The organism is Leclercia adecarboxylata, assembly GCF_006171285.1.
Taxonomy (GTDB): Bacteria; Pseudomonadota; Gammaproteobacteria; order Enterobacterales; family Enterobacteriaceae; genus Enterobacter; species Enterobacter barmai.
On the sequence record NZ_CP040889.1, the window covers coordinates 4,328,302 to 4,344,665 of the forward strand.

Consider the following 16,364-nt stretch of genomic DNA (forward strand, 5'->3'; position numbering starts at 1 on the left):
GGGTAAAACTCACTGCGGCTCGCGTGGCGCCGGGGCCTGATTGCCGCCTCCGCTGACCGGATAGTTGCCGCTGCTGGTGCGGGTATAGAGGATTTTGAGGGTGTCATTGGCGCAATGGCCTACCACTTCGGCGTCGGGCTTATCGGCCTGATCGTTAGGTACAATGTTCAGCATAAAGCCGCTTTCCGGTACGCCGTTATTGATGATCCGCTGCTGGATGTCGCTTTTGATCCGTTCGCAGTTATCGGGTGCCGCCAGCGCGGCCGGGGCGATGCCCGCCAGCAAAAGTGCAGTAATCCAGGGTAACCGTTTCATATCTGCCTCCTTACGACTGTGTGTTACTATAATAATAGCTAATGTAAACGGTTGTATTTGTTAATATGCCTGGAATTATCTTCTGCTATCGGTAGGTCATGTGAATAAACACGCGCTTATGCTTGTCCTTGCAGCACTGTTGATGGGGTGTGATAACACCGCCGCGCCGCTGTCGTTTACGCCAGAAATGGCCAGTTTTTCCAACGAGTTTGATTTCGATCCCCTGCGCGGGCCGGTGAAAGACTTCAGCCAGACGCTGTTCAATGAAAAAGGGGAAGTGGCAAAGCGCGTCAGCGGCACGCTCTCCACGGAAGGCTGTTTTGACAGCCTGGAGCTGCACGATCTCGAGGCCAACACCGGCATCGCCCTGGTGCTGGACGCTAATTATTATCTTGATGCCCAGACCCAGCAAAAAAAGCTGCGGCTGCAGGGCAAATGCCAGCTGGCGGAACTGCCCGCGTCGGGGATCTCATGGGATACCGATGACAACGGGTTCATCGTCAGCGCCCACGGCAAGGATATGGAAGTGAACTATCGCTACGATGCCGACGGCTATCCGCTGGGCAAAACCACCGTCTCCGGGGAGCAGCATCTCTCGATTACGGCGACACCGGCGGCAGATAAGCGCAAGAAGCTGGACTACACCTCGGTAAGCCAGTTGAACGAGAAGCCGCTGGGCAATGTGAAGCAGACCTGTGATTACGACAGCCACGATAATCCCGTGGAGTGCGAGCTGGAAGTGGTGGATGAAAGCGTTAAACCTGCGGTGTCGCGGAAGTACACCATCAAAAACAGCATCGAATACTACTAAGCACCGCGCGGGGTACAGCGCGGTGCCTGCGGGCAGAAATCAGGGGGCCATCACGCGGCCGGTGCGGCGGTCGAGGCAACGCAGGGTGTTGGGCTCCCAGTAGGCGTTGACGTTGGCGCTCTGCTGGCACTTATCCCGCGCGTCAAAGGCTACATCCTCTTTATCCCACTCTTTCTCAGCGCGGGTATTCACCTTGTGGCGCAGGCTGCGGGTGTCGTTCCATTGCTCTTTATCCATGGCGGCATTCTGACGGCTCTGGGCGCTGTCGCCGGATTCAATAATCAGTTTGCTGGTGTTGGCGGATACTGGCGCGATGAAAACAGCGGCCAGCAGGGCAGCCAGACAGAGGCGTGTGCTCAATTTACGCATAGCGATTTCCTTCTTGGCGGTGGAAATTCGAATAACCACCGGGATTCTACAACAGTCCATTTTGAGGTCATACCCACATCAGGTATGTGGAAGGGTTCCTTTCACATTCAGGTATGATAACCCATCACTCATCAGACAACGTTAAATATGTTTAAAACAACTTTGCTCTTTTTCGCCACGGCGCTGTGCGAAATTCTCGGCTGTTTTCTGCCCTGGCTATGGCTGAAAAAGGGCGCTTCGGTGCTGCTGTTAATTCCCGCGGGCGTTGCCCTGGCGCTGTTTGTCTGGCTGCTGACGCTGCATCCGGCGGCAAGCGGGCGCGTCTATGCCGCCTATGGCGGGGTGTACGTCTGCACCGCGCTGCTGTGGCTGCGGGTGGTGGATGGCGTGAAGCTGAGCCTCTACGACTGGGCTGGCGCGGCGGTTGCGCTGTGCGGCATGTTAATCATCGTGGCAGGCTGGGGGCGCGCATAAGCGCCCAATCTGTGATCAAGCGACGATTTTTCGATCTTCATACTTGTATGGTAGTAGGGTGATTGCGTAAATTTCCTGCATCACAACAAAAGATGTAAGGAACCAGAACATGAAGATCGTAGGGGCTGAAGTATTTGTCACCTGTCCAGGGCGCAACTTTGTCACGCTGAAGATCACCACCGACGAAGGGATTGTCGGCCTGGGTGATGCCACCTTAAATGGCCGCGAGCTCTCAGTCGCGTCCTACCTGAAAGATCATCTCTGCCCGCAGTTAATCGGCCGCGATGCTCACCGTATCGAAGATATCTGGCAGTTCTTCTATAAAGGCGCGTACTGGCGTCGTGGCCCGGTCACCATGTCGGCGATTTCCGCCATCGACATGGCGCTGTGGGATATCAAAGCCAAAGCCGCCAATATGCCGCTGTACCAGCTGCTGGGCGGGGCCTCCCGTGAAGGGGTGATGGTTTACTGCCACACCACCGGACACACCATCGACGACGTGCTGGAAGATTACGCCCGCCACAAAGAGATGGGCTTCAAGGCGATCCGCGTTCAGTGCGGCGTGCCGGGAATGAAAACGACCTACGGCATGTCTAAAGGGAAAGGGCTGGCGTATGAGCCTGCCACCAAGGGCAACTGGCCGGAAGAGCAGCTGTGGTCAACCGAAAAGTACCTCGATTTTACCCCGAAACTGTTTGACGCCGTGCGTAACAAGTATGGCTTTAATGAACACCTGCTGCACGACATGCACCACCGCCTGACGCCGATCGAAGTGAAGTGGTTTACTGAATTTGGCCACCTGAACAGAGGTGATATGCTCACCTCAGAACAACACAGGTGCCATAATGAAAAAAAGAAATTTCAGCGCAGAGTTTAAACTCGAATCCGCTCAACTGGTCGTTGACCAGAATTACACCGTGGCAGATGCAGCCAGCGCTATGGATGTCGGCCTTTCCACAATGACGCGATGGGTGAAACAATTACGTGATGAGCGGCAGGGAAAAACACCAAAAGCCTCCCCCATTACCCCGGAACAAATTGAAATCCGTGAGCTCAGGAAAAAGCTACAACGTATTGAAATGGAAAATGAAATATTAAAAAAGGCTACCGCGCTCTTGATGTCAGACTCCCTGAACAGTTCTCGATAATCGGGAAACTCAGGGCGCGTTATCCTGTGGCCACTCTCTGCCATGTGTTCGGGGTCCATCGCAGCAGCTACAAATACTGGAAAAACCGTCCTGAAAAGCCAGACGGCAGACGGGCTGTATTACGCAGCCAGGTACTTGAACTGCATGGCATCAGCCACGGCTCTGCCGGAGCAAGAAGCATCGCCACAATGGCAACCCAGAGAGGCTACCAGATGGGGCGCTGGCTTGCTGGCAGACTCATGAAAGAGCTGGGGCTGGTCAGTTGCCAGCAGCCGACTCACCGGTATAAGCGTGGCGGTCATGAGCACGTTGCTATCCCGAATCATCTTGAGCGACAGTTCGCCGTAACGGAACCAAATCAGGTGTGGTGCGGTGATGTGACCTATATCTGGACGGGTAAGCGCTGGGCGTACCTCGCCGTTGTTCTCGACCTGTTCGCAAGAAAACCAGTGGGCTGGGCCATGTCGTTCTCGCCGGACAGCAGGCTTACCATGAAAGCACTGGAAATGGCATGGGAAACCCGTGGTAAGCCCGTCGGGGTGATGTTCCACAGCGATCAAGGCAGTCATTATACGAGCAGGCAGTTCCGGCAGTTACTGTGGCGATACCGGATCAGGCAGAGTATGAGTCGGCGTGGAAACTGCTGGGATAACAGCCCAATGGAGCGCTTCTTCAGGAGTCTGAAGAACGAATGGGTGCCAGCGACGGGCTATGTAAGCTTCAGCGATGCAGCTCACGCAATAACGGACTATATCGTTGGATATTACAGCGCACTAAGACCGCACGAATATAATGGTGGGTTACCACCAAACGAATCAGAAAACCGATACTGGAAAAACTCTAACGCGGTGGCCAGTTTTAGTTGACCACAACAAGAGAATTCTGGCGAATCCTCCGACGAGCGTCTGACGAAGTTTTTATCAGCTCATCCTGAGGCGGTTATTTACACCCCCAACTTCACCAAGTGGGGAACAGCTGCTGACCAGCAATGCGCAGAGTGGATCGTCGCTCTGCTGGAAAAAGTTAAACCCTTCCCTAAGCAACCCGTCATGGCCGCCTGGGCAAATGACGTGCGCCTGATGCGTGAACTGGACGGACGCAGTCATCGTGAAATATGCGAGCTGTTCCAGTGGGCAAGCAAAGACGCGTTCTGGCACACAAATATCCTCTCGCCTGCAAAGCTCCGCGCTAAGTGGGACACACTGAGCCTCCAGCGTGATGCTGGCCGCCGGACGAATGCCGGGGGCGCCCAGGGCATCGACTTCAACAACACTGACTGGATTAACGAGGTGTTCGATGGAAAGACTATCTGAGCAGCTGATGAAATGCGATCGCGAGAACTTCCGCCGTATTGCCCATGGCATGCCTGAGGCCCCGGCAGAACGCCCGCAGGTTGAGCAGACGGCTGAAATCTTCAACGCCCTGTTCAGCGCGCTGCGCGCTGCGTTCCCGGCGGCTATGGCTGGCTTCCGCGAGCAGAGCGATTTCAACGAACTCCGGCGCCAGTGGGTTCTGGCCTTCCAGGAGAACGGGATCACCACCATGGCACAGGTCGCTGCCGGTATGCGCATTGCCCGCCGCCAGGAGAAACCCTTCCTGCCGTCACCCGGGCAGTTCGTCGCCTGGTGCAAAGAGGGTCGTAGCCTCCTGGGATTCAGCGTTGACGACGTAATGATCGAGTACTGGGAATGGCGCCGCCTGGTCTTCCGGTTCCCGACCAGCGAGCAGTACCCATGGCCAGCGCCAGTTCTGTATCACATCTGCATCGAGCTGCGCCGGCAGAGTACCGATCGCCAGATGACCGAGAAGGAGATGCGCCAGGCCGCTGGCAAGGTCCTGGCTGGATGGGAAGAGCGCGTTGCCGCAGGTAAGCCGGTACCGCCGATCCGCCGTGCTATCGCCGCCCCGGCCAAGGCCAGCGGTCCTACGCCAGCAGAAATACTGATGGCTGAATACAAAAAACGCAAAGCAGCTGGTCTGATTTAACAGGAGATCCCCATGGAAACCGTAATTCAAGCACTGAACGTAATGGGCAAAGCTACCGCGCGCGAGGTAGCAAGCCGTCTGGGTATTGAGCCTGCAACCGCGCTGAATATGCTGCGCGAACACGAAGAGGGCGAAGAGGTTATCCAGAGCAATGGTTACTGGGTCGTCGGGAAACCTTCGCTCAACCGAACCTCCAGAACCGCAGTCCAGCCGCCTGTGAAAGTGACGGTGAATGATCTGGCCCGGCTGCTGGCCGAGCATGGACCAAAATCCTCTGCGGAACTGGCCGCGCTGGCGCGGATCGAGTCAAAACGAGTAGCGCCAATGCTGACCTATCACTTGGAGAAGGGAAAAATTCTGCGCGAAAAAATTGACGGCAAGTTCGTTTACTCCGTCCGTGCCGACTCGCCTACAACTGCGGCGCCAGCCCAACCTGAGCCAACTCCTGCTGCTCCTGCTGCTCCTGCCATCACCGACGCCGACAAGCCGCTGGAGCAGTTCGTCAGTGAGATCCCCTCGTTCACCGAAGGGCGGTCAGCCGGGCAGGTAATCCCAACCGTCCGGGTTCTTTCCCGTGAAATTCGCCGCACCAAAAACAAGCTGGCGAGCCTGGAGAAACTGCGCGATGCGGTCCGGGTTATTGGTCGCCACAAAAACCTCGTTAACCAACTGGTAGGCGCGGAGGTGGGCCATGGCCAGTAACAACCTCTGGGCAATCATCCGCGCCATCCAGCACAGCGGGGAGATCACCCCGCGTCAGGTCCGACATCTGCTGGGCTGCGACAGCAAAAAGGCCTGTCGCCTGCTGGAGCATCTCGTTTCTGCTGGTGCTGTGAAGAACATAGGCCAGCGTCGCCACCCGGTCTACGTCATGCAGCCAGGCGGGGAAGGATGTATCAAACCGATGCCGGTAGCGCGCCAGAAACCCAGCATTGCAGACGTTTGCCGCCAGAACTGGCAGGGCTATCAGATCCACAAAATTATCGGGAGTGCACGGGTATGAGTGATTCACTGAATAACAAAGAGCTGGTGGCCGTGGGCCATCAATTTGCCAGGGCGATGAGCGCCGACACGCCGATCATCGATATGGCGAAGATTGTTTCTCGCCTGGCCGAACGTCTGGACTGCACCACCGCGGCGCTGCGCGAGATGACGAAGCAGCGGGATGTGCTGGTGGCCATGCAGCAGCAGGATATCCGCAAAGCGCTGGATGAATGCTCCGAGTATCTCGACAGGGACTGCATCATGGAGACGAACGGCATAAGCTACGAAGAAGCAGCTCAGCGGGAAGTCGGCGCAATGGCTCTTCATGATGCGTTACTTCGCCAGGGAGTTGTCATGCCTAAGGGCAACCAGCGCGACTTATCGTATCCAGTAGATACGCAGGTTGCTGCATACGAAAAAATCATGCAGCAGACCGTGCCTGATGGGTGGGTGGCTGTGCCAGTTGAGCCAACAGAGGGCATGATTATTGCTGGATTCGAGGCAGAGCTGCGCGAAGAGTTCCGCGACCCAGAAGCCTGGGAGGCATTCGAGGCTATGAGTGGCTGCGAACAGGCAGCGCACCGGGCAAAACTGTGCTGGGCTGCGATGGTAAAAGCAGCGCCAAGGAAGCTGTGATATATCACAAAATTGAAATTATAAAGCCATGTTAACGGCGTTCTTGTTGCTTCCGCTCTGAAGCAGTAAGAACGCCTGATATGCTATTTATTGCTATTAAAATGTTATCCAATCTTAGCGTTAAGGAAGGATCTTGAAAAATATTATTGTCGATTCAAACGCATGGAATTTTCTTCATGCAAGTGGTATTTCGTTGAGCAATGAGCTTCTTAGTAGTTACTGCTTCCAAATCACGCTTGAAATATCTCGCGAAATGGAAGAACTGAAAGATAGGGAAGATAAGAAAGCACTTTATGAATTTTTTCTAGGTGAAACTGAGACACTTGAAGAGCCTCTCTGCTACTTTGGGTTTTACGATGACTCTGTTCCTGCCAATGAGCAGAGGTTCGGAGGTTTTGGTGTAGGTGGGCTTGGATCGGTTCACCAAGATGAATATTTTCAGAAGACAGCCAGACAGATCAAGCAGAAAAAAAGAGGAGTTTATTATGGGAACGAAGCAGATAGGCTTATCGGGTCAAGAGGTTTTGGCAATACATTCATATTAACCGAAGACAATAGCAAGTCAGGGCCAATGAGGGAGGCTGCAAACACAATACATGTGTCGCAACAAAATCCATTGACTGTCGAGGCATTTCTTCAACTTCTCGATACTGAGACATCAAAATCTACTTAATAAAACAACCTTATCTTCCCTTTCCTATCGAGTACGTAGGCCAATAATCATAGCCGTGCCGCAGCCGTTCGCTGAAGCGCTGGTGCGGGCTAACCTTCCGGAGATGTGCGAAGCAAGAGAGAGGGCAGCTTGATGGTTTGAGTCGAGAATGAAAATGCCGGGATAATTCCCGGCATTGTAAGTGAGGCGATACGCGGGTTAAGCCGAAATCATCACTTGATAAGCAACAAACAGGCAAATACTAATAATTACAATGGCTGCAATCACATTGAAAATTATTTCACCAGTGGTGGCTGGCAGCTTCTTCCCACCATATCCAGTCCCTCCGCTGTAGCCGCTTGAATACGGAGTACTCGGTGGTGGCGGGGTGTATGTGCTCATGTAGCTGCTCGAAGAACCATGCCTTGTTTTGGAGCGCTCAATCTCTTCGCAGTCAGGGCAATGGTTATTGGTGATAGTTCTGAAACAATTTGGGCAGGTAGCCATAGAAACACCTTTTTAAGGTAGTGAAATAACAATAAAACCATCTACTTCATTTTTAGTTTTTATGTAGTTCCATGTTGTGATTAGCTTCTTTTCGCCTTCCTTGGGCGTAGCTTTCACTTTTACAGAAGCATCTGGGCCTTACAATCCCCATTTTTAGTGGGCGTAGTCGCATCAGGCCAGGCCGCAAACAGACCATACAAGCGATATGGGAATCCCCATATCGACAGCCAGGGCCTCTCCGGAAACCTTTTTCACGTCCGGCGAATGGGTGACTTGCACATGATCGATAATACCGATCGATACAATGAAATTGATCTATGAAATCGATCATTTAATAACCGGTGACCGGCAACAAATTATCAACCTGACAAAAAGTGTCACCCCATTAAATTATCCATAAAAGCTGCTTCACCCCTTCGCCCAGAGGAGGTGAGGGTTTTCTAATCAGGTATTTACCCCGGCGCTCTCTGTGCCGCCAAAGTGTTAAAAAATAAGGTCGGTTTTTACACGGAAGTAGCGTAAAAATTTATTTAAATCAATCAGATGAATGATCTTGCACACGCATGTATTTCATGTGCACACTTAAGCCAAACGAATAAATACTGTTTATGCATACAGTATTTTGTTGTATGGTTAAAGTGCTACAGAGAAAAATGAATTTTTCTTCCGGCGAACCTATTAGGAAATTTGCGCCATTTGGTATTTTGGCTCTGTGGAGTGGAGTTCTCCCCGCCGGGAGAGGGTATTTGGTGATAGCAAAGAAGGGGGTTGATGTGGCTGCGATGTGTTCTGATGGAGGTGGGTATTTATACCAGGTGGTGCGGTCCGATGGGAAAGCGGTATGCTCGTTTCATCTCAGGCCCGGGGATCGCGTCCTCCTCTCTGGGCACGGCTCAGAGGTTGGCCATAAACACCTCCTTGCGGATGAGCGCGTCACATCACGAGAAGTGCTGGCCGAGATTGTGAGAGAGTTATCAGCCCGCAATTGACCTTTTTAGTACATGAATAGCATAATGATTCTACCGGCCTGAACAACCGGTAACCTGACCACGATGCGCCACGGAGAAAACGTCCATGGCGCAGTTACAACTCATCAAGCAGTCCTCAGGAATCCTGATCCCGGCCACGCCCGAGACCAGCGAATTACTACAATCAAAAATCAAGCTCGGTGCCGTGCTGGTGGCCGACTTCAAACAGGTCCGTAACCCGGCCTTTCATCGTCGTTTCTTCGCTCTGCTGAATCTCGGCTTCGAATACTGGGAACCAACAGGCGGGGCTATCTCATCCAACGAACGCAAGCTGGTGACTGGCTATGCCAAATATCTGGCTTCGTTCGGTGGGAGTGAAACCGCGCTGCTGGATGCTGCTGAGCAGTATCTTGAACGCATCGCCGACAAGCGCGCCGGTAGCATCAGCGCCTGCAAATCCTTCGACGCATATCGTGCCTGGGTGATCATCGAATCCGGGCATTACGACGCCATCCAGTTGCCAGATGGCACCCTGCGGAAACATCCCCGCAGCATCGCCTTCGCAAATATGGACGAGACCGAGTTTCAGCAGCTCTACAAAGCCGCGCTCGATGTTCTCTGGCGATGGATATTGTCGCGCGCATTCAGGGATCAGCGCGAGGCTGAGAACGCCGCTGCGCAGCTGCTGAGCTTCGGGGGCTGATCAGATGGCTAAATCATGGTTCCACTACACCGAATGCACAACCGAGCAGGCCGAGGAACTTCAGCGGCAGTACCAGCGCCGGGGCGTAGCCGTAACGCGCAGCCTCAATCCTGGCTACCAAACATGGACCGTCAGCGTAGAGCGGCAGGAGGTGAAGTACCTCGAGCCCACGCCGCGTACGTTCCGCCAAAAGGTCTGGGGGTGAGCATGGCTAAGAAACCCCGCCGCAAGTGCGCAAACCAGAGCTGCCGTGAGTGGTTCCACCCGGCCCGTGACGGACAGGTGGTCTGTTGTTACGAGTGCGCCACCGCCGTTGCCAAAGCGCAGACTGCGAAGACCCGGGCCGAGGCTCAGCGTGCTGATAAGAAGCGCCAGCGTGAAGAGGAGAAGGCGCAGCGTGCGCGGCAGGCTGAACGTCGCCAGGCAGTGAAGCCGTTAAGTTATTTCCGCGACCAGGCACAGCAGTCTTTCAACGAGTTCATCCGGTACCGGGATCGGCATCAGCCATGCATCAGTTGCGATCGATACCATGACGGGCAATACCACGCAGGACACTTCCGCACTACCGGCGCTAACCCGGAGCTGCGCTTCAACGAGGACAATTGCCATAAGCAGTGTTCGGCCTGCAATAACCACCTCTCCGGCAACCTGACGGCATACCGCCCGGCGCTGATCGCCAAAATCGGCCTGGCCCGCTTTGACGTCCTGATGGGCCCGCATGAATTACCGAAATGGAAGCGCGACGACTACATCCGGATCCGCGATGAGTACCGCGCAAAGCTCAAAAAACTAAAACAGCAGGTGGCTGCATGAAACCAGAACTAATCGAATCTCTTCGCATGCGCTGGTCGCGCCTCCGTATTTATCGCCGCCCCGGAACGGTGCTGGTGGACTACCGCATTCTTCGCAACTTTATTCGCATTTACCAGATGGCAGGAGCCGCAGCATGAACCTCGAAAACACCGTGAAATACCACTTCGCAAAATCCACGATGATCAGCGACTCCCCGCGCGCCACTGCATCAGATGCACTGACCTGTACAGATATCATGGCTGCCATGGGCATGACGCAGGAACGCGCCGCCATGGGGTACAGCGCTTTCCTCGGAAAGATGGGGATCAGCAATAACGACAGGGAGCGGGCGATCGCGCTGCTGGCCGAGTACGCGCTGAGCAAATGCGATAAGGTCGCCGCGCTGCGTAAGCTGGATGCCGCGGTTAAGCCGCTGGTGATGCGCCAGCTGGCCGCCTTCGCTTTCGAGGATTATTCCCGTAGCGCCGCCAGCGTTAAGCAGTGCGATTGCTGCGCGGGGCAGGGGTTCATTGAGGCTGATGTTTTCACCAATAAATACCGCAAGCCGGAAGGTAAGATGATCGTGGCCGGCATGGTGAAGGTTCAAGAGACCGTTAAAGTGCTGTGCAAAAAATGCAATGGCGCAGGTCAGGTCAGCGCAGCATGCAGTGACTGCCGGGGGCGCGGTAAAGCGGTAAATCAGAAACTGACTGAGAAGCAGGGCATGCCGGTCCTGGCCGACTGCAAGCGCTGCGGCGGGCGTGGCTATGAGCGGATCCCTTCAACTGAGGCATATGCGGCTGTTTGCCAGATTACCGATGCGATCTCTGTTGCTACTTGGGAAAAGTCGGTTAAGCGGTTCTACGACCAGCTGATCACTAAATTCGACATTGAAGAGGCGTGGGCAGAGGCGCAGCTGAAACAGATAACGCGATAGCGCTCACGGAAATAGCTTACGTTTCAAGCGAGGGCTATTTACTTTTCCGGAATCTGTGTTAATTTCTTACTAACGATGGGCTTTATATGTCCAGAGTTAAAAATCCTGAACCTCGCTATGGCGGGGTTTTTTATTATTAAGTAACTTGTAAGTTAAATGTATCTTTTAAGGCGCAAGCAACGTAGAGTGCCCGGGTGGTGAATCCCCCTCAGCGGTGGGGCGGCTAGGCAAAACGAGTCGGGTTTGTAAACGCGGTTCTGTGGTCTAGCACAGGGTCACCGGGAGGCACCCGGCACCACGACCTCCGTATCATCTCTTCCCAGGGCTGTCGATTGGCGGCCTTTTTGTTTTACATGATTCTGGTCTTCATAGTATCGCCGGTCTTTTTCGTTCATACCGAATAAATAAAAAGATAAAGTTAGCTTTATCGCAGGAAAGCGATTAGGCTGCGCCTGTGGTGAATCCCCCTAAGCGGTGGGGCGACTAGACTGGGAGGTGAATGACGCGATTCTGTGGTCTAGCATAGAGTCACCGGGAGGCACCCGGCACTACAGTTCCATTACCACAGTTTTTAAGTCTGCCGATTGGCAGCCTTTTTGTTTTACCTGACCCTAACCAGCACAGCACTGCTGGTCTTTTTGTTCATACTGAATAAATATACAAATATAAATAGCTTTATGGCAGGAAGAAGACTAGGCTGTGCCTGTGATGAATCCCCCTATGCGGCGGGGCGACTAGACTGGCAGGTGAGTAGAACGCGGTTCTGTGGTCTGGCGCAGAGTCACCGGGAGGCACCCGGCATCACACCCACTCATGCACTTCTTTGTCCGGCCCTGATGTAAGTTATGTGGCGCACAGCAAGCCTGGATTCCGGTTTACATATCAGATAATGTCATCTTGATGAGTTCTGTCAGAGCTTGCAGAGGACAATGATTATGGAGGAAGGATTTTACTGGATACAGCACCAAGGGAAGGTCCAGGTTGCCTACTACACCCACGGAGAAACCGAAGACCTTGAAACGGGTAAGACCGTAACCGGTATCTGGCACCTGACGCAGGGGGATCCCATTTGTGATAATGGTGAAGCAGAAGTTCTGGAAGGTCCTCTTACACCATCATGAGATCGTTAGTCGTTTCGGAATTTGATGAAGGTAGTCGTTATTCGAATGCGTTCCCTGTAATTACAATTTAGGCGAATTTGGAATAACGCTCCTATTAACTGGCATCATCGCACTCCTGTAACCAGACTTAGTTTTCTGCTTACGACTGAAAGGAGCGAAATATGCCAATTAACCATGCTGAATGCATCGAGGCCTGCTACAAATGCGCGGCTGCCTGTGATTATTGTGCTGCTTCATGTCTGAAAGAAGAACAAGTGGATATGATGCGTGAGTGCATAAGACTCGATATGCAGTGCGCGAATATTTGTCGGCTCGCAGCGCAATTTATGACCTTTGATAGTGAATTTGCCAAATCGCTATGCCGTGTCTGCGCAGAAGTCTGTCAGAAATGCGGTGAAGAATGTGGGAAGCACGAAGCAGAACATTGTCAGAAATGCTCTGAAGCTTGCCTTCGTTGCGCAGAAGCGTGCCGCTCGATGGCTTAATGGAACTTGCTTCCAGTTTTCTGTTTGAGCATCGACACTTTAGAATTCTGACAAACTTTTGCTATTGTTAAGAGTCAGGTGAATCCCCCTGTGCGGCGGGCAATCCAGTTAACTGCTAAGTGCAGATATGCTTGCGGCTCGTATAACTGGTAACGAGTCACCAGGAGGCACCCGGCACCTGTCTTAGTATCAATACCTGGGTTTAGTATTGCCTGCTTGCAAAAGCAGGCTTTTTTTATATGCGCTTCGTTAGTAGTGCTATTATTTAATCGTAACCAAGCCATAACCATTAACCGGAGCTCCTGGCCGGTCAGTAATGCTGCTCGACACAGCTGCTGTATGGATGATGGTGAGGTAAACGCCTACCTACTTAGATTTTCAACTCAGTTAGGCCTGCTGAAAAGCGGGCCTTTTTTTATTTCAGGCTCCCGGAAACCCCCATCACTCGTCCTGTCGTTAATTCGTCCGGAGAACCTGATCCTACTTACACACGGAATACCTATGTTTGATCCACTTACTTCTGCCAGCGCTGTAACAGCGGGAACAGCCGGGGTAACTTTCGCCTCGCTCTTTCCTGAGGCTACGCCTGCAGTAATGCTGTGCGCGCTCGCAGGGTCGGCAATGTATGTGCTGACGGCTGAGCCCCATCAACTCTGGAAGCAGATCATCTTTGCGGTCATCTCTTTTATGGGTGGCGTGTTCTTCTCTGAGCCGATGGCGAAAATCATGGTGAATCGCCACGGATAATCTAGACACTTCCTAGCCGTTGATAATACTGGTTTTCATATTCGGTCGGTGACATCTGATCGCTGGAACCATGCCGACGCTTACTGTTATAAAACATTTCGATGTAATCAAAAATATCGCTGCGGGCTTCTTCCCGCGTTCCGTAGATCTTTTTCTTTATCCGTTCGCGTTTCAACAACTGGAAAAAGCTTTCTGCAACCGCATTATCATGGCAGTTACCGCGACGGCTCATGCTGCCCTCCAGGCCGTGTGATTTCAGGAACGACTGCCACTCATGGCTTGTGTACTGACTGCCCTGATCCGAATGAACCAGCACCTGTTTTTGGGGATTACGGCGCCATACAGCCATCAGCAGTGCGTTCAGGACAATGTCCTTTGTCATCCGGGATTGCATGGACCAGCCGATAATTTTGCGTGAGAACAGATCAACAACCACGGCAAGATACAGCCAGCCTTCGTGGGTCCTGATGTAGGTTATGTCCGTTACCCAACGCTTATCCGGAGCATCCGGATTGAACTGTCGCTGGAGCCTGTTGGGCGACACGATACTGGCCTCGCCTTTACGTGCCCGCGGGCTCCGGTATCCGACCTGAGCCTTTATCCCGACACGTTTCATCAGTCGCCAGACTCTGTTCACTCCGCACTGTTGCCCGCTGTCCCGCAGATCCAGATGGATTTTGCGATAACCATAGACGCATCCCGATTCCAGCCAGAACTGTTTAATCTGTCCTGTCAGTCTCAGGTCTGCCTGATGGCGTTGTGAATGCGGCTGCTGAAGCCAGGCGTAAAAACCACTGGGATGAACATCCAGCACCCGACAGAGCAGGCGAACAGGCCAGCAACAGGTGTTGTCACGGATAAAGGCGTACCTCAGTCGGACAGCTTTGCGAAGTACGCCGCGGCTTTTTTTAATATGTCCCGTTCGTCGGTAACCCGCTTCAGCTCTTTCTGGAGACGGCGGATCTCGGCCTGAGCATCTGACTGTTCTTTATTAGCGGAAGAATCCGGACCGTACTTCTTTATCCAGGCATAAAGGCTGTGGGTGGTGATATCGAGACGTGTTGCAACGCTGGCAACAGAATAACCGCGATCAACAACCTGTTTGACTGCTTCAGTTTTAAACTCTTCGGGATAACGCTTACCGCTCATGGGCACCTCTCTTTAAGCCATCTTAAATGACTCTGAGGTGTCTGTTAAACCCGTGGCGATTCATGGCGGGAGTTATCAATACCCCACTGAGCCTGATGAAGCCGCCGGTGAGCATTGAAGTGTCCCCGTCCATCGGGGCGCTGGTCTCGGCTTCCATTTCCGTTGCAGTCCTGCTGCGTATCCTCGCCAAGTCAAAACGCGGGAAGATGCCCGGGCTGGAGGAGGAAGGCCAATGACATGGCAAATGCTGTTGCTCGATGCAAATGCCGTTATCTGCCTCGCTATTGTGGGGCGCCTGATGTTCTTCCGTAAGAACGGGAAAACGCATCGCCCCGGCGTGGCATGGATGGCATACCTGCTTATCCTGGCTGCCGGGTTCACGGCGTTCCGAATTATCCTGGGGCATTACAGTTATGTGGATCCCGGCGAGCTGATGCTCAATGCAGCCATCTGCATCGCGGTATGGCGCGCCAGGGGAAATCTGGCAAAGGTTGTAAGGGTGGAGCCATGACCAAAGACGACATCTTCAACGCCATCCTCGGTAAAGAGGGTGGGTACGTGAATCATCCGGATGACAAAGGCGGCCCGACAAACTGGGGCATTACCCAGACGACGGCCCGCGCCCACGGTTATACCGGTGATATGCGTGACCTGACCCGCCAGCAGGCTCTCAACATCCTCGAGGCTGATTACTGGTATGGCCCCCGCTTCGACCAGGTTGCAACTGTCTCTCCAATCATCGCCGCCGAGCTCTGCGACACCGGGGTGAATATGGGGCCATCGGTACAGGTGAAATGGTTCCAGCGCTGGCTGAACGTATTCAACAACCAGCAGCAGTTCTATCCCGACCTGATCGCCGACGGCCAGATTGGCCCCCGCAGCATCAGCGCGCTGAAATCCTTCCTGGCGAAACGCGGTAGTGAAGGGGAAACCGTATTGCTCCGCGCATTGAACTGCAGCCAGGGCCAGCGATACCTCGAGCTGGCAGAGCAGCGTCCGGCTAATGAGTCATTCGTGTATGGCTGGATCCGGGAGCGAGTCAGCCTATGACCAAACTGAAAGCCATCCTGGCAGGAATCGGGCTCGCCATCATGCTGGTTCTGGCCGCATTTGGTATTGGCGGTATGCGTGGGCGAGAAACGGCCGAAGCAGAGGCAGAAAAGAAACGTGCCGACGAGAACGCCGAAGCTACCAAAGCAGCCGCAGAACGCCGCGTAGAAGTAACTAGGGAGGCCGTCAATGTTCAGCAGACTGTTAACCATATGCCTGATGACGATGTCGATCGTGAGCTGCGCGCAAACTGGACCCGCAAAGGTTGAGGTTATCGACACCGGCTGTGATTGGGTCAACGTCATCCGCCTCACAGAGCATGACATCGAAGTGATGGATCGCCAGACGAAGAAAGACGTACTGGTGCATAACAAGTCGTGGCAGGTGAACTGCCAGCCGAATGAATACCGGGCCTCGCAATAGCGGTGATTTCACTAACTGAAAAAACCAGATGAGCGCCACCACTTTGAGAGAGTGATTTTTATTAGGCGGAAATATACAGCGTATCTGATGATGAGTTTGTTAAAAGA

At 53.4% G+C, this 16,364-nt stretch carries 26 protein-coding genes and 2 pseudogenes; 24 read left to right on the plus strand and 4 right to left on the minus strand.

Going from position 1 to position 16,364, the window contains the following annotated elements; all coding sequences use genetic code 11:
• Nucleotides 1-9: 9 nt before the first annotated feature.
• Nucleotides 10-315 carry a DUF1161 domain-containing protein gene (locus tag FHN83_RS22495; protein WP_103824474.1) on the minus strand — a complete coding sequence of 102 codons (306 nt, stop codon included), beginning with the start codon at nt 313-315 and terminating at the stop codon, nt 10-12.
• A gap of 100 nt (nt 316-415) precedes the next feature.
• On the opposite strand from FHN83_RS22495, the gene FHN83_RS22500 reads away from it, so the two are divergent.
• Entirely contained in the window at nt 416-1,126 is a 711-nt protein-coding gene (locus FHN83_RS22500) for a YnfC family lipoprotein (RefSeq protein WP_139564984.1), read from the plus strand.
• 39 nt (nt 1,127-1,165) lie between these two features.
• Here the strand turns inward: FHN83_RS22500 and FHN83_RS22505 are convergent, their stop codons facing one another.
• The gene (locus FHN83_RS22505) at nt 1,166-1,495 is read right to left on the minus strand and encodes a DUF1283 family protein (RefSeq protein ID WP_139564985.1); all 330 of its coding nucleotides are present in this window, start codon (nt 1,493-1,495) and stop codon (nt 1,166-1,168) included.
• Between the two features lie 147 nt (nt 1,496-1,642).
• Here FHN83_RS22505 and FHN83_RS22510 point away from each other — a divergent pair, with 147 nt between their 5' ends.
• The 10 genes and pseudogenes from FHN83_RS22510 to FHN83_RS29035 all read left to right on the plus strand — a co-directional run.
• Entirely contained in the window at nt 1,643-1,969 is a 327-nt protein-coding gene (locus FHN83_RS22510) for a YnfA family protein (RefSeq protein WP_039029242.1), read from the plus strand.
• Nucleotides 1,970-2,078: 109 nt separating this feature from the next.
• Nucleotides 2,079-2,753, plus strand: a pseudogene (locus FHN83_RS22515) (D-galactonate dehydratase family protein); the annotation flags it as partial.
• Nucleotides 2,754-2,814: 61 nt separating this feature from the next.
• Nucleotides 2,815-3,983 (plus strand): IS3-like element ISEc52 family transposase gene (locus FHN83_RS22520; RefSeq protein WP_139563168.1). Its coding sequence is split into 2 segments (ribosomal slippage): nt 2,815-3,064 and nt 3,064-3,983, totalling 1,170 coding nucleotides; the frame shifts between segments, so codons are not numbered across the junction.
• Between the two features lie 183 nt (nt 3,984-4,166).
• Nucleotides 4,167-4,430, plus strand: a complete 264-nt coding sequence (locus FHN83_RS28305) for a hypothetical protein (protein ID WP_176556517.1) — start codon at nt 4,167-4,169, stop codon at nt 4,428-4,430.
• Nucleotides 4,414-5,103, plus strand: a complete 690-nt coding sequence (locus FHN83_RS22530) for a replication protein P (protein ID WP_139564986.1) — start codon at nt 4,414-4,416, stop codon at nt 5,101-5,103. Before FHN83_RS28305 ends, FHN83_RS22530 begins: the two co-directional genes overlap by 17 nt.
• Before the next feature lie 12 nt (nt 5,104-5,115).
• Entirely contained in the window at nt 5,116-5,805 is a 690-nt protein-coding gene (locus FHN83_RS22535; RefSeq protein ID WP_139564987.1) for a DUF1627 domain-containing protein, read from the plus strand.
• The gene (locus FHN83_RS22540) at nt 5,795-6,106 is read left to right on the plus strand and encodes a hypothetical protein (RefSeq protein ID WP_139564988.1); all 312 of its coding nucleotides are present in this window, start codon (nt 5,795-5,797) and stop codon (nt 6,104-6,106) included. Before FHN83_RS22535 ends, FHN83_RS22540 begins: the two co-directional genes overlap by 11 nt.
• A complete protein-coding gene (locus FHN83_RS22545; protein WP_139564989.1) occupies nt 6,103-6,723 on the plus strand; it encodes a hypothetical protein in 621 nt (206 codons plus the stop codon). Before FHN83_RS22540 ends, FHN83_RS22545 begins: the two co-directional genes overlap by 4 nt.
• 133 nt (nt 6,724-6,856) lie before the next feature.
• Nucleotides 6,857-7,396: a hypothetical protein gene (locus FHN83_RS22550; protein WP_139564990.1), complete on the plus strand. Its 540-nt coding sequence runs from the start codon at nt 6,857-6,859 to the stop codon at nt 7,394-7,396.
• A 52-nt stretch (nt 7,397-7,448) separates the two neighbouring features.
• Nucleotides 7,449-7,529, plus strand: a pseudogene (locus FHN83_RS29035) (methyltransferase); the annotation flags it as partial.
• A gap of 65 nt (nt 7,530-7,594) precedes the next feature.
• On the opposite strand, the gene FHN83_RS22555 reads toward FHN83_RS29035, so the two are convergent.
• Nucleotides 7,595-7,882 (minus strand): hypothetical protein, encoded by a 288-nt coding sequence (locus FHN83_RS22555; protein WP_139564991.1) that lies wholly within the window; start codon nt 7,880-7,882, stop codon nt 7,595-7,597.
• Nucleotides 7,883-8,956: 1,074 nt separating this feature from the next.
• On the opposite strand from FHN83_RS22555, the gene FHN83_RS22560 reads away from it, so the two are divergent.
• The 8 genes from FHN83_RS22560 (at nt 8,957) to FHN83_RS22595 (ending at nt 13,635) form a co-directional block, all read left to right on the plus strand.
• Complete coding sequence (locus FHN83_RS22560; protein ID WP_139564992.1) at nt 8,957-9,553, plus strand: DUF1367 family protein; 597 nt, start codon at nt 8,957-8,959, stop codon at nt 9,551-9,553.
• 4 nt (nt 9,554-9,557) lie between these two features.
• A complete protein-coding gene (locus FHN83_RS28700; RefSeq protein WP_114315063.1) occupies nt 9,558-9,758 on the plus strand; it encodes a hypothetical protein in 201 nt (66 codons plus the stop codon).
• A gap of 2 nt (nt 9,759-9,760) precedes the next feature.
• On the plus strand, nt 9,761-10,366 hold the full coding sequence (locus tag FHN83_RS22570; protein ID WP_139564993.1) for a recombination protein NinG: 606 nt from the start codon (nt 9,761-9,763) through the stop codon (nt 10,364-10,366).
• Entirely contained in the window at nt 10,363-10,503 is a 141-nt protein-coding gene (locus tag FHN83_RS22575; RefSeq protein ID WP_114315061.1) for a YlcG family protein, read from the plus strand. The genes FHN83_RS22570 and FHN83_RS22575 overlap by 4 nt, the downstream gene beginning before the upstream one ends.
• Nucleotides 10,500-11,282: an antitermination protein gene (locus FHN83_RS22580; RefSeq protein ID WP_139564994.1), complete on the plus strand. Its 783-nt coding sequence runs from the start codon at nt 10,500-10,502 to the stop codon at nt 11,280-11,282. The genes FHN83_RS22575 and FHN83_RS22580 overlap by 4 nt, the downstream gene beginning before the upstream one ends.
• 935 nt (nt 11,283-12,217) lie before the next feature.
• Entirely contained in the window at nt 12,218-12,403 is a 186-nt protein-coding gene (locus FHN83_RS22585; protein ID WP_103179507.1) for a hypothetical protein, read from the plus strand.
• A gap of 161 nt (nt 12,404-12,564) precedes the next feature.
• Nucleotides 12,565-12,888: a four-helix bundle copper-binding protein gene (locus FHN83_RS22590; protein WP_103179202.1), complete on the plus strand. Its 324-nt coding sequence runs from the start codon at nt 12,565-12,567 to the stop codon at nt 12,886-12,888.
• A gap of 501 nt (nt 12,889-13,389) precedes the next feature.
• Complete coding sequence (locus FHN83_RS22595) at nt 13,390-13,635, plus strand: putative holin (protein ID WP_139564995.1); 246 nt, start codon at nt 13,390-13,392, stop codon at nt 13,633-13,635.
• Between the two features lies 1 nt (nt 13,636).
• Here FHN83_RS22595 and FHN83_RS22600 read toward each other — a convergent pair.
• Nucleotides 13,637-14,784 (minus strand): IS3 family transposase gene (locus FHN83_RS22600; RefSeq protein ID WP_087794475.1). Its coding sequence is split into 2 segments (ribosomal slippage): nt 13,637-14,547 and nt 14,547-14,784, totalling 1,149 coding nucleotides; the frame shifts between segments, so codons are not numbered across the junction.
• Between the two features lie 62 nt (nt 14,785-14,846).
• Here FHN83_RS22600 and FHN83_RS28310 point away from each other — a divergent pair.
• Genes FHN83_RS28310 through FHN83_RS22620 form a run of 5 tightly spaced genes read left to right on the plus strand, consistent with a single transcriptional unit; the run spans nt 14,847 to nt 16,257 of the window.
• A complete protein-coding gene (locus FHN83_RS28310) occupies nt 14,847-15,020 on the plus strand; it encodes a hypothetical protein (RefSeq protein ID WP_255296459.1) in 174 nt (57 codons plus the stop codon).
• Entirely contained in the window at nt 15,017-15,295 is a 279-nt protein-coding gene (locus FHN83_RS22605; protein ID WP_139564996.1) for a phage holin family protein, read from the plus strand. Before FHN83_RS28310 ends, FHN83_RS22605 begins: the two co-directional genes overlap by 4 nt.
• The gene (locus FHN83_RS22610; protein WP_139564997.1) at nt 15,292-15,834 is read left to right on the plus strand and encodes a glycoside hydrolase family 108 protein; all 543 of its coding nucleotides are present in this window, start codon (nt 15,292-15,294) and stop codon (nt 15,832-15,834) included. The genes FHN83_RS22605 and FHN83_RS22610 overlap by 4 nt, the downstream gene beginning before the upstream one ends.
• A complete protein-coding gene (locus FHN83_RS22615) occupies nt 15,831-16,103 on the plus strand; it encodes a hypothetical protein (RefSeq protein WP_139564998.1) in 273 nt (90 codons plus the stop codon). Before FHN83_RS22610 ends, FHN83_RS22615 begins: the two co-directional genes overlap by 4 nt.
• Nucleotides 16,060-16,257: a hypothetical protein gene (locus FHN83_RS22620; RefSeq protein WP_139564999.1), complete on the plus strand. Its 198-nt coding sequence runs from the start codon at nt 16,060-16,062 to the stop codon at nt 16,255-16,257. Before FHN83_RS22615 ends, FHN83_RS22620 begins: the two co-directional genes overlap by 44 nt.
• Nucleotides 16,258-16,364 lie beyond the last annotated feature (107 nt).

Excerpts from the sequence above, each read along its gene's own strand:
- FHN83_RS22495 (WP_103824474.1), bottom strand. The coding sequence starts at position 315 with ATGAAACGGTTACCCTGGATTACTGCACTTTTGCTGGCGGGCATCGCC.
- FHN83_RS22505 (WP_139564985.1), bottom strand. The coding sequence starts at position 1,495 with ATGCGTAAATTGAGCACACGCCTCTGTCTGGCTGCCCTGCTGGCCGCT.
- FHN83_RS22510 (WP_039029242.1), top strand. The coding sequence starts at position 1,643 with ATGTTTAAAACAACTTTGCTCTTTTTCGCCACGGCGCTGTGCGAAATT.
- FHN83_RS28305 (WP_176556517.1), top strand. The coding sequence starts at position 4,167 with ATGGCCGCCTGGGCAAATGACGTGCGCCTGATGCGTGAACTGGACGGA.
- FHN83_RS22530 (WP_139564986.1), top strand. The coding sequence starts at position 4,414 with ATGGAAAGACTATCTGAGCAGCTGATGAAATGCGATCGCGAGAACTTC.
- FHN83_RS22535 (WP_139564987.1), top strand. The coding sequence starts at position 5,116 with ATGGAAACCGTAATTCAAGCACTGAACGTAATGGGCAAAGCTACCGCG.
- FHN83_RS22540 (WP_139564988.1), top strand. The coding sequence starts at position 5,795 with ATGGCCAGTAACAACCTCTGGGCAATCATCCGCGCCATCCAGCACAGC.
- FHN83_RS22545 (WP_139564989.1), top strand. The coding sequence starts at position 6,103 with ATGAGTGATTCACTGAATAACAAAGAGCTGGTGGCCGTGGGCCATCAA.
- FHN83_RS22555 (WP_139564991.1), bottom strand. The coding sequence starts at position 7,882 with ATGGCTACCTGCCCAAATTGTTTCAGAACTATCACCAATAACCATTGC.
- FHN83_RS22560 (WP_139564992.1), top strand. The coding sequence starts at position 8,957 with ATGGCGCAGTTACAACTCATCAAGCAGTCCTCAGGAATCCTGATCCCG.
- FHN83_RS28700 (WP_114315063.1), top strand. The coding sequence starts at position 9,558 with ATGGCTAAATCATGGTTCCACTACACCGAATGCACAACCGAGCAGGCC.
- FHN83_RS22570 (WP_139564993.1), top strand. The coding sequence starts at position 9,761 with ATGGCTAAGAAACCCCGCCGCAAGTGCGCAAACCAGAGCTGCCGTGAG.
- FHN83_RS22575 (WP_114315061.1), top strand. The coding sequence starts at position 10,363 with ATGAAACCAGAACTAATCGAATCTCTTCGCATGCGCTGGTCGCGCCTC.
- FHN83_RS22580 (WP_139564994.1), top strand. The coding sequence starts at position 10,500 with ATGAACCTCGAAAACACCGTGAAATACCACTTCGCAAAATCCACGATG.
- FHN83_RS22585 (WP_103179507.1), top strand. The coding sequence starts at position 12,218 with ATGGAGGAAGGATTTTACTGGATACAGCACCAAGGGAAGGTCCAGGTT.
- FHN83_RS22590 (WP_103179202.1), top strand. The coding sequence starts at position 12,565 with ATGCCAATTAACCATGCTGAATGCATCGAGGCCTGCTACAAATGCGCG.
- FHN83_RS22595 (WP_139564995.1), top strand. The coding sequence starts at position 13,390 with ATGTTTGATCCACTTACTTCTGCCAGCGCTGTAACAGCGGGAACAGCC.
- FHN83_RS28310 (WP_255296459.1), top strand. The coding sequence starts at position 14,847 with ATGGCGGGAGTTATCAATACCCCACTGAGCCTGATGAAGCCGCCGGTG.
- FHN83_RS22605 (WP_139564996.1), top strand. The coding sequence starts at position 15,017 with ATGACATGGCAAATGCTGTTGCTCGATGCAAATGCCGTTATCTGCCTC.
- FHN83_RS22610 (WP_139564997.1), top strand. The coding sequence starts at position 15,292 with ATGACCAAAGACGACATCTTCAACGCCATCCTCGGTAAAGAGGGTGGG.
- FHN83_RS22615 (WP_139564998.1), top strand. The coding sequence starts at position 15,831 with ATGACCAAACTGAAAGCCATCCTGGCAGGAATCGGGCTCGCCATCATG.
- FHN83_RS22620 (WP_139564999.1), top strand. The coding sequence starts at position 16,060 with ATGTCGATCGTGAGCTGCGCGCAAACTGGACCCGCAAAGGTTGAGGTT.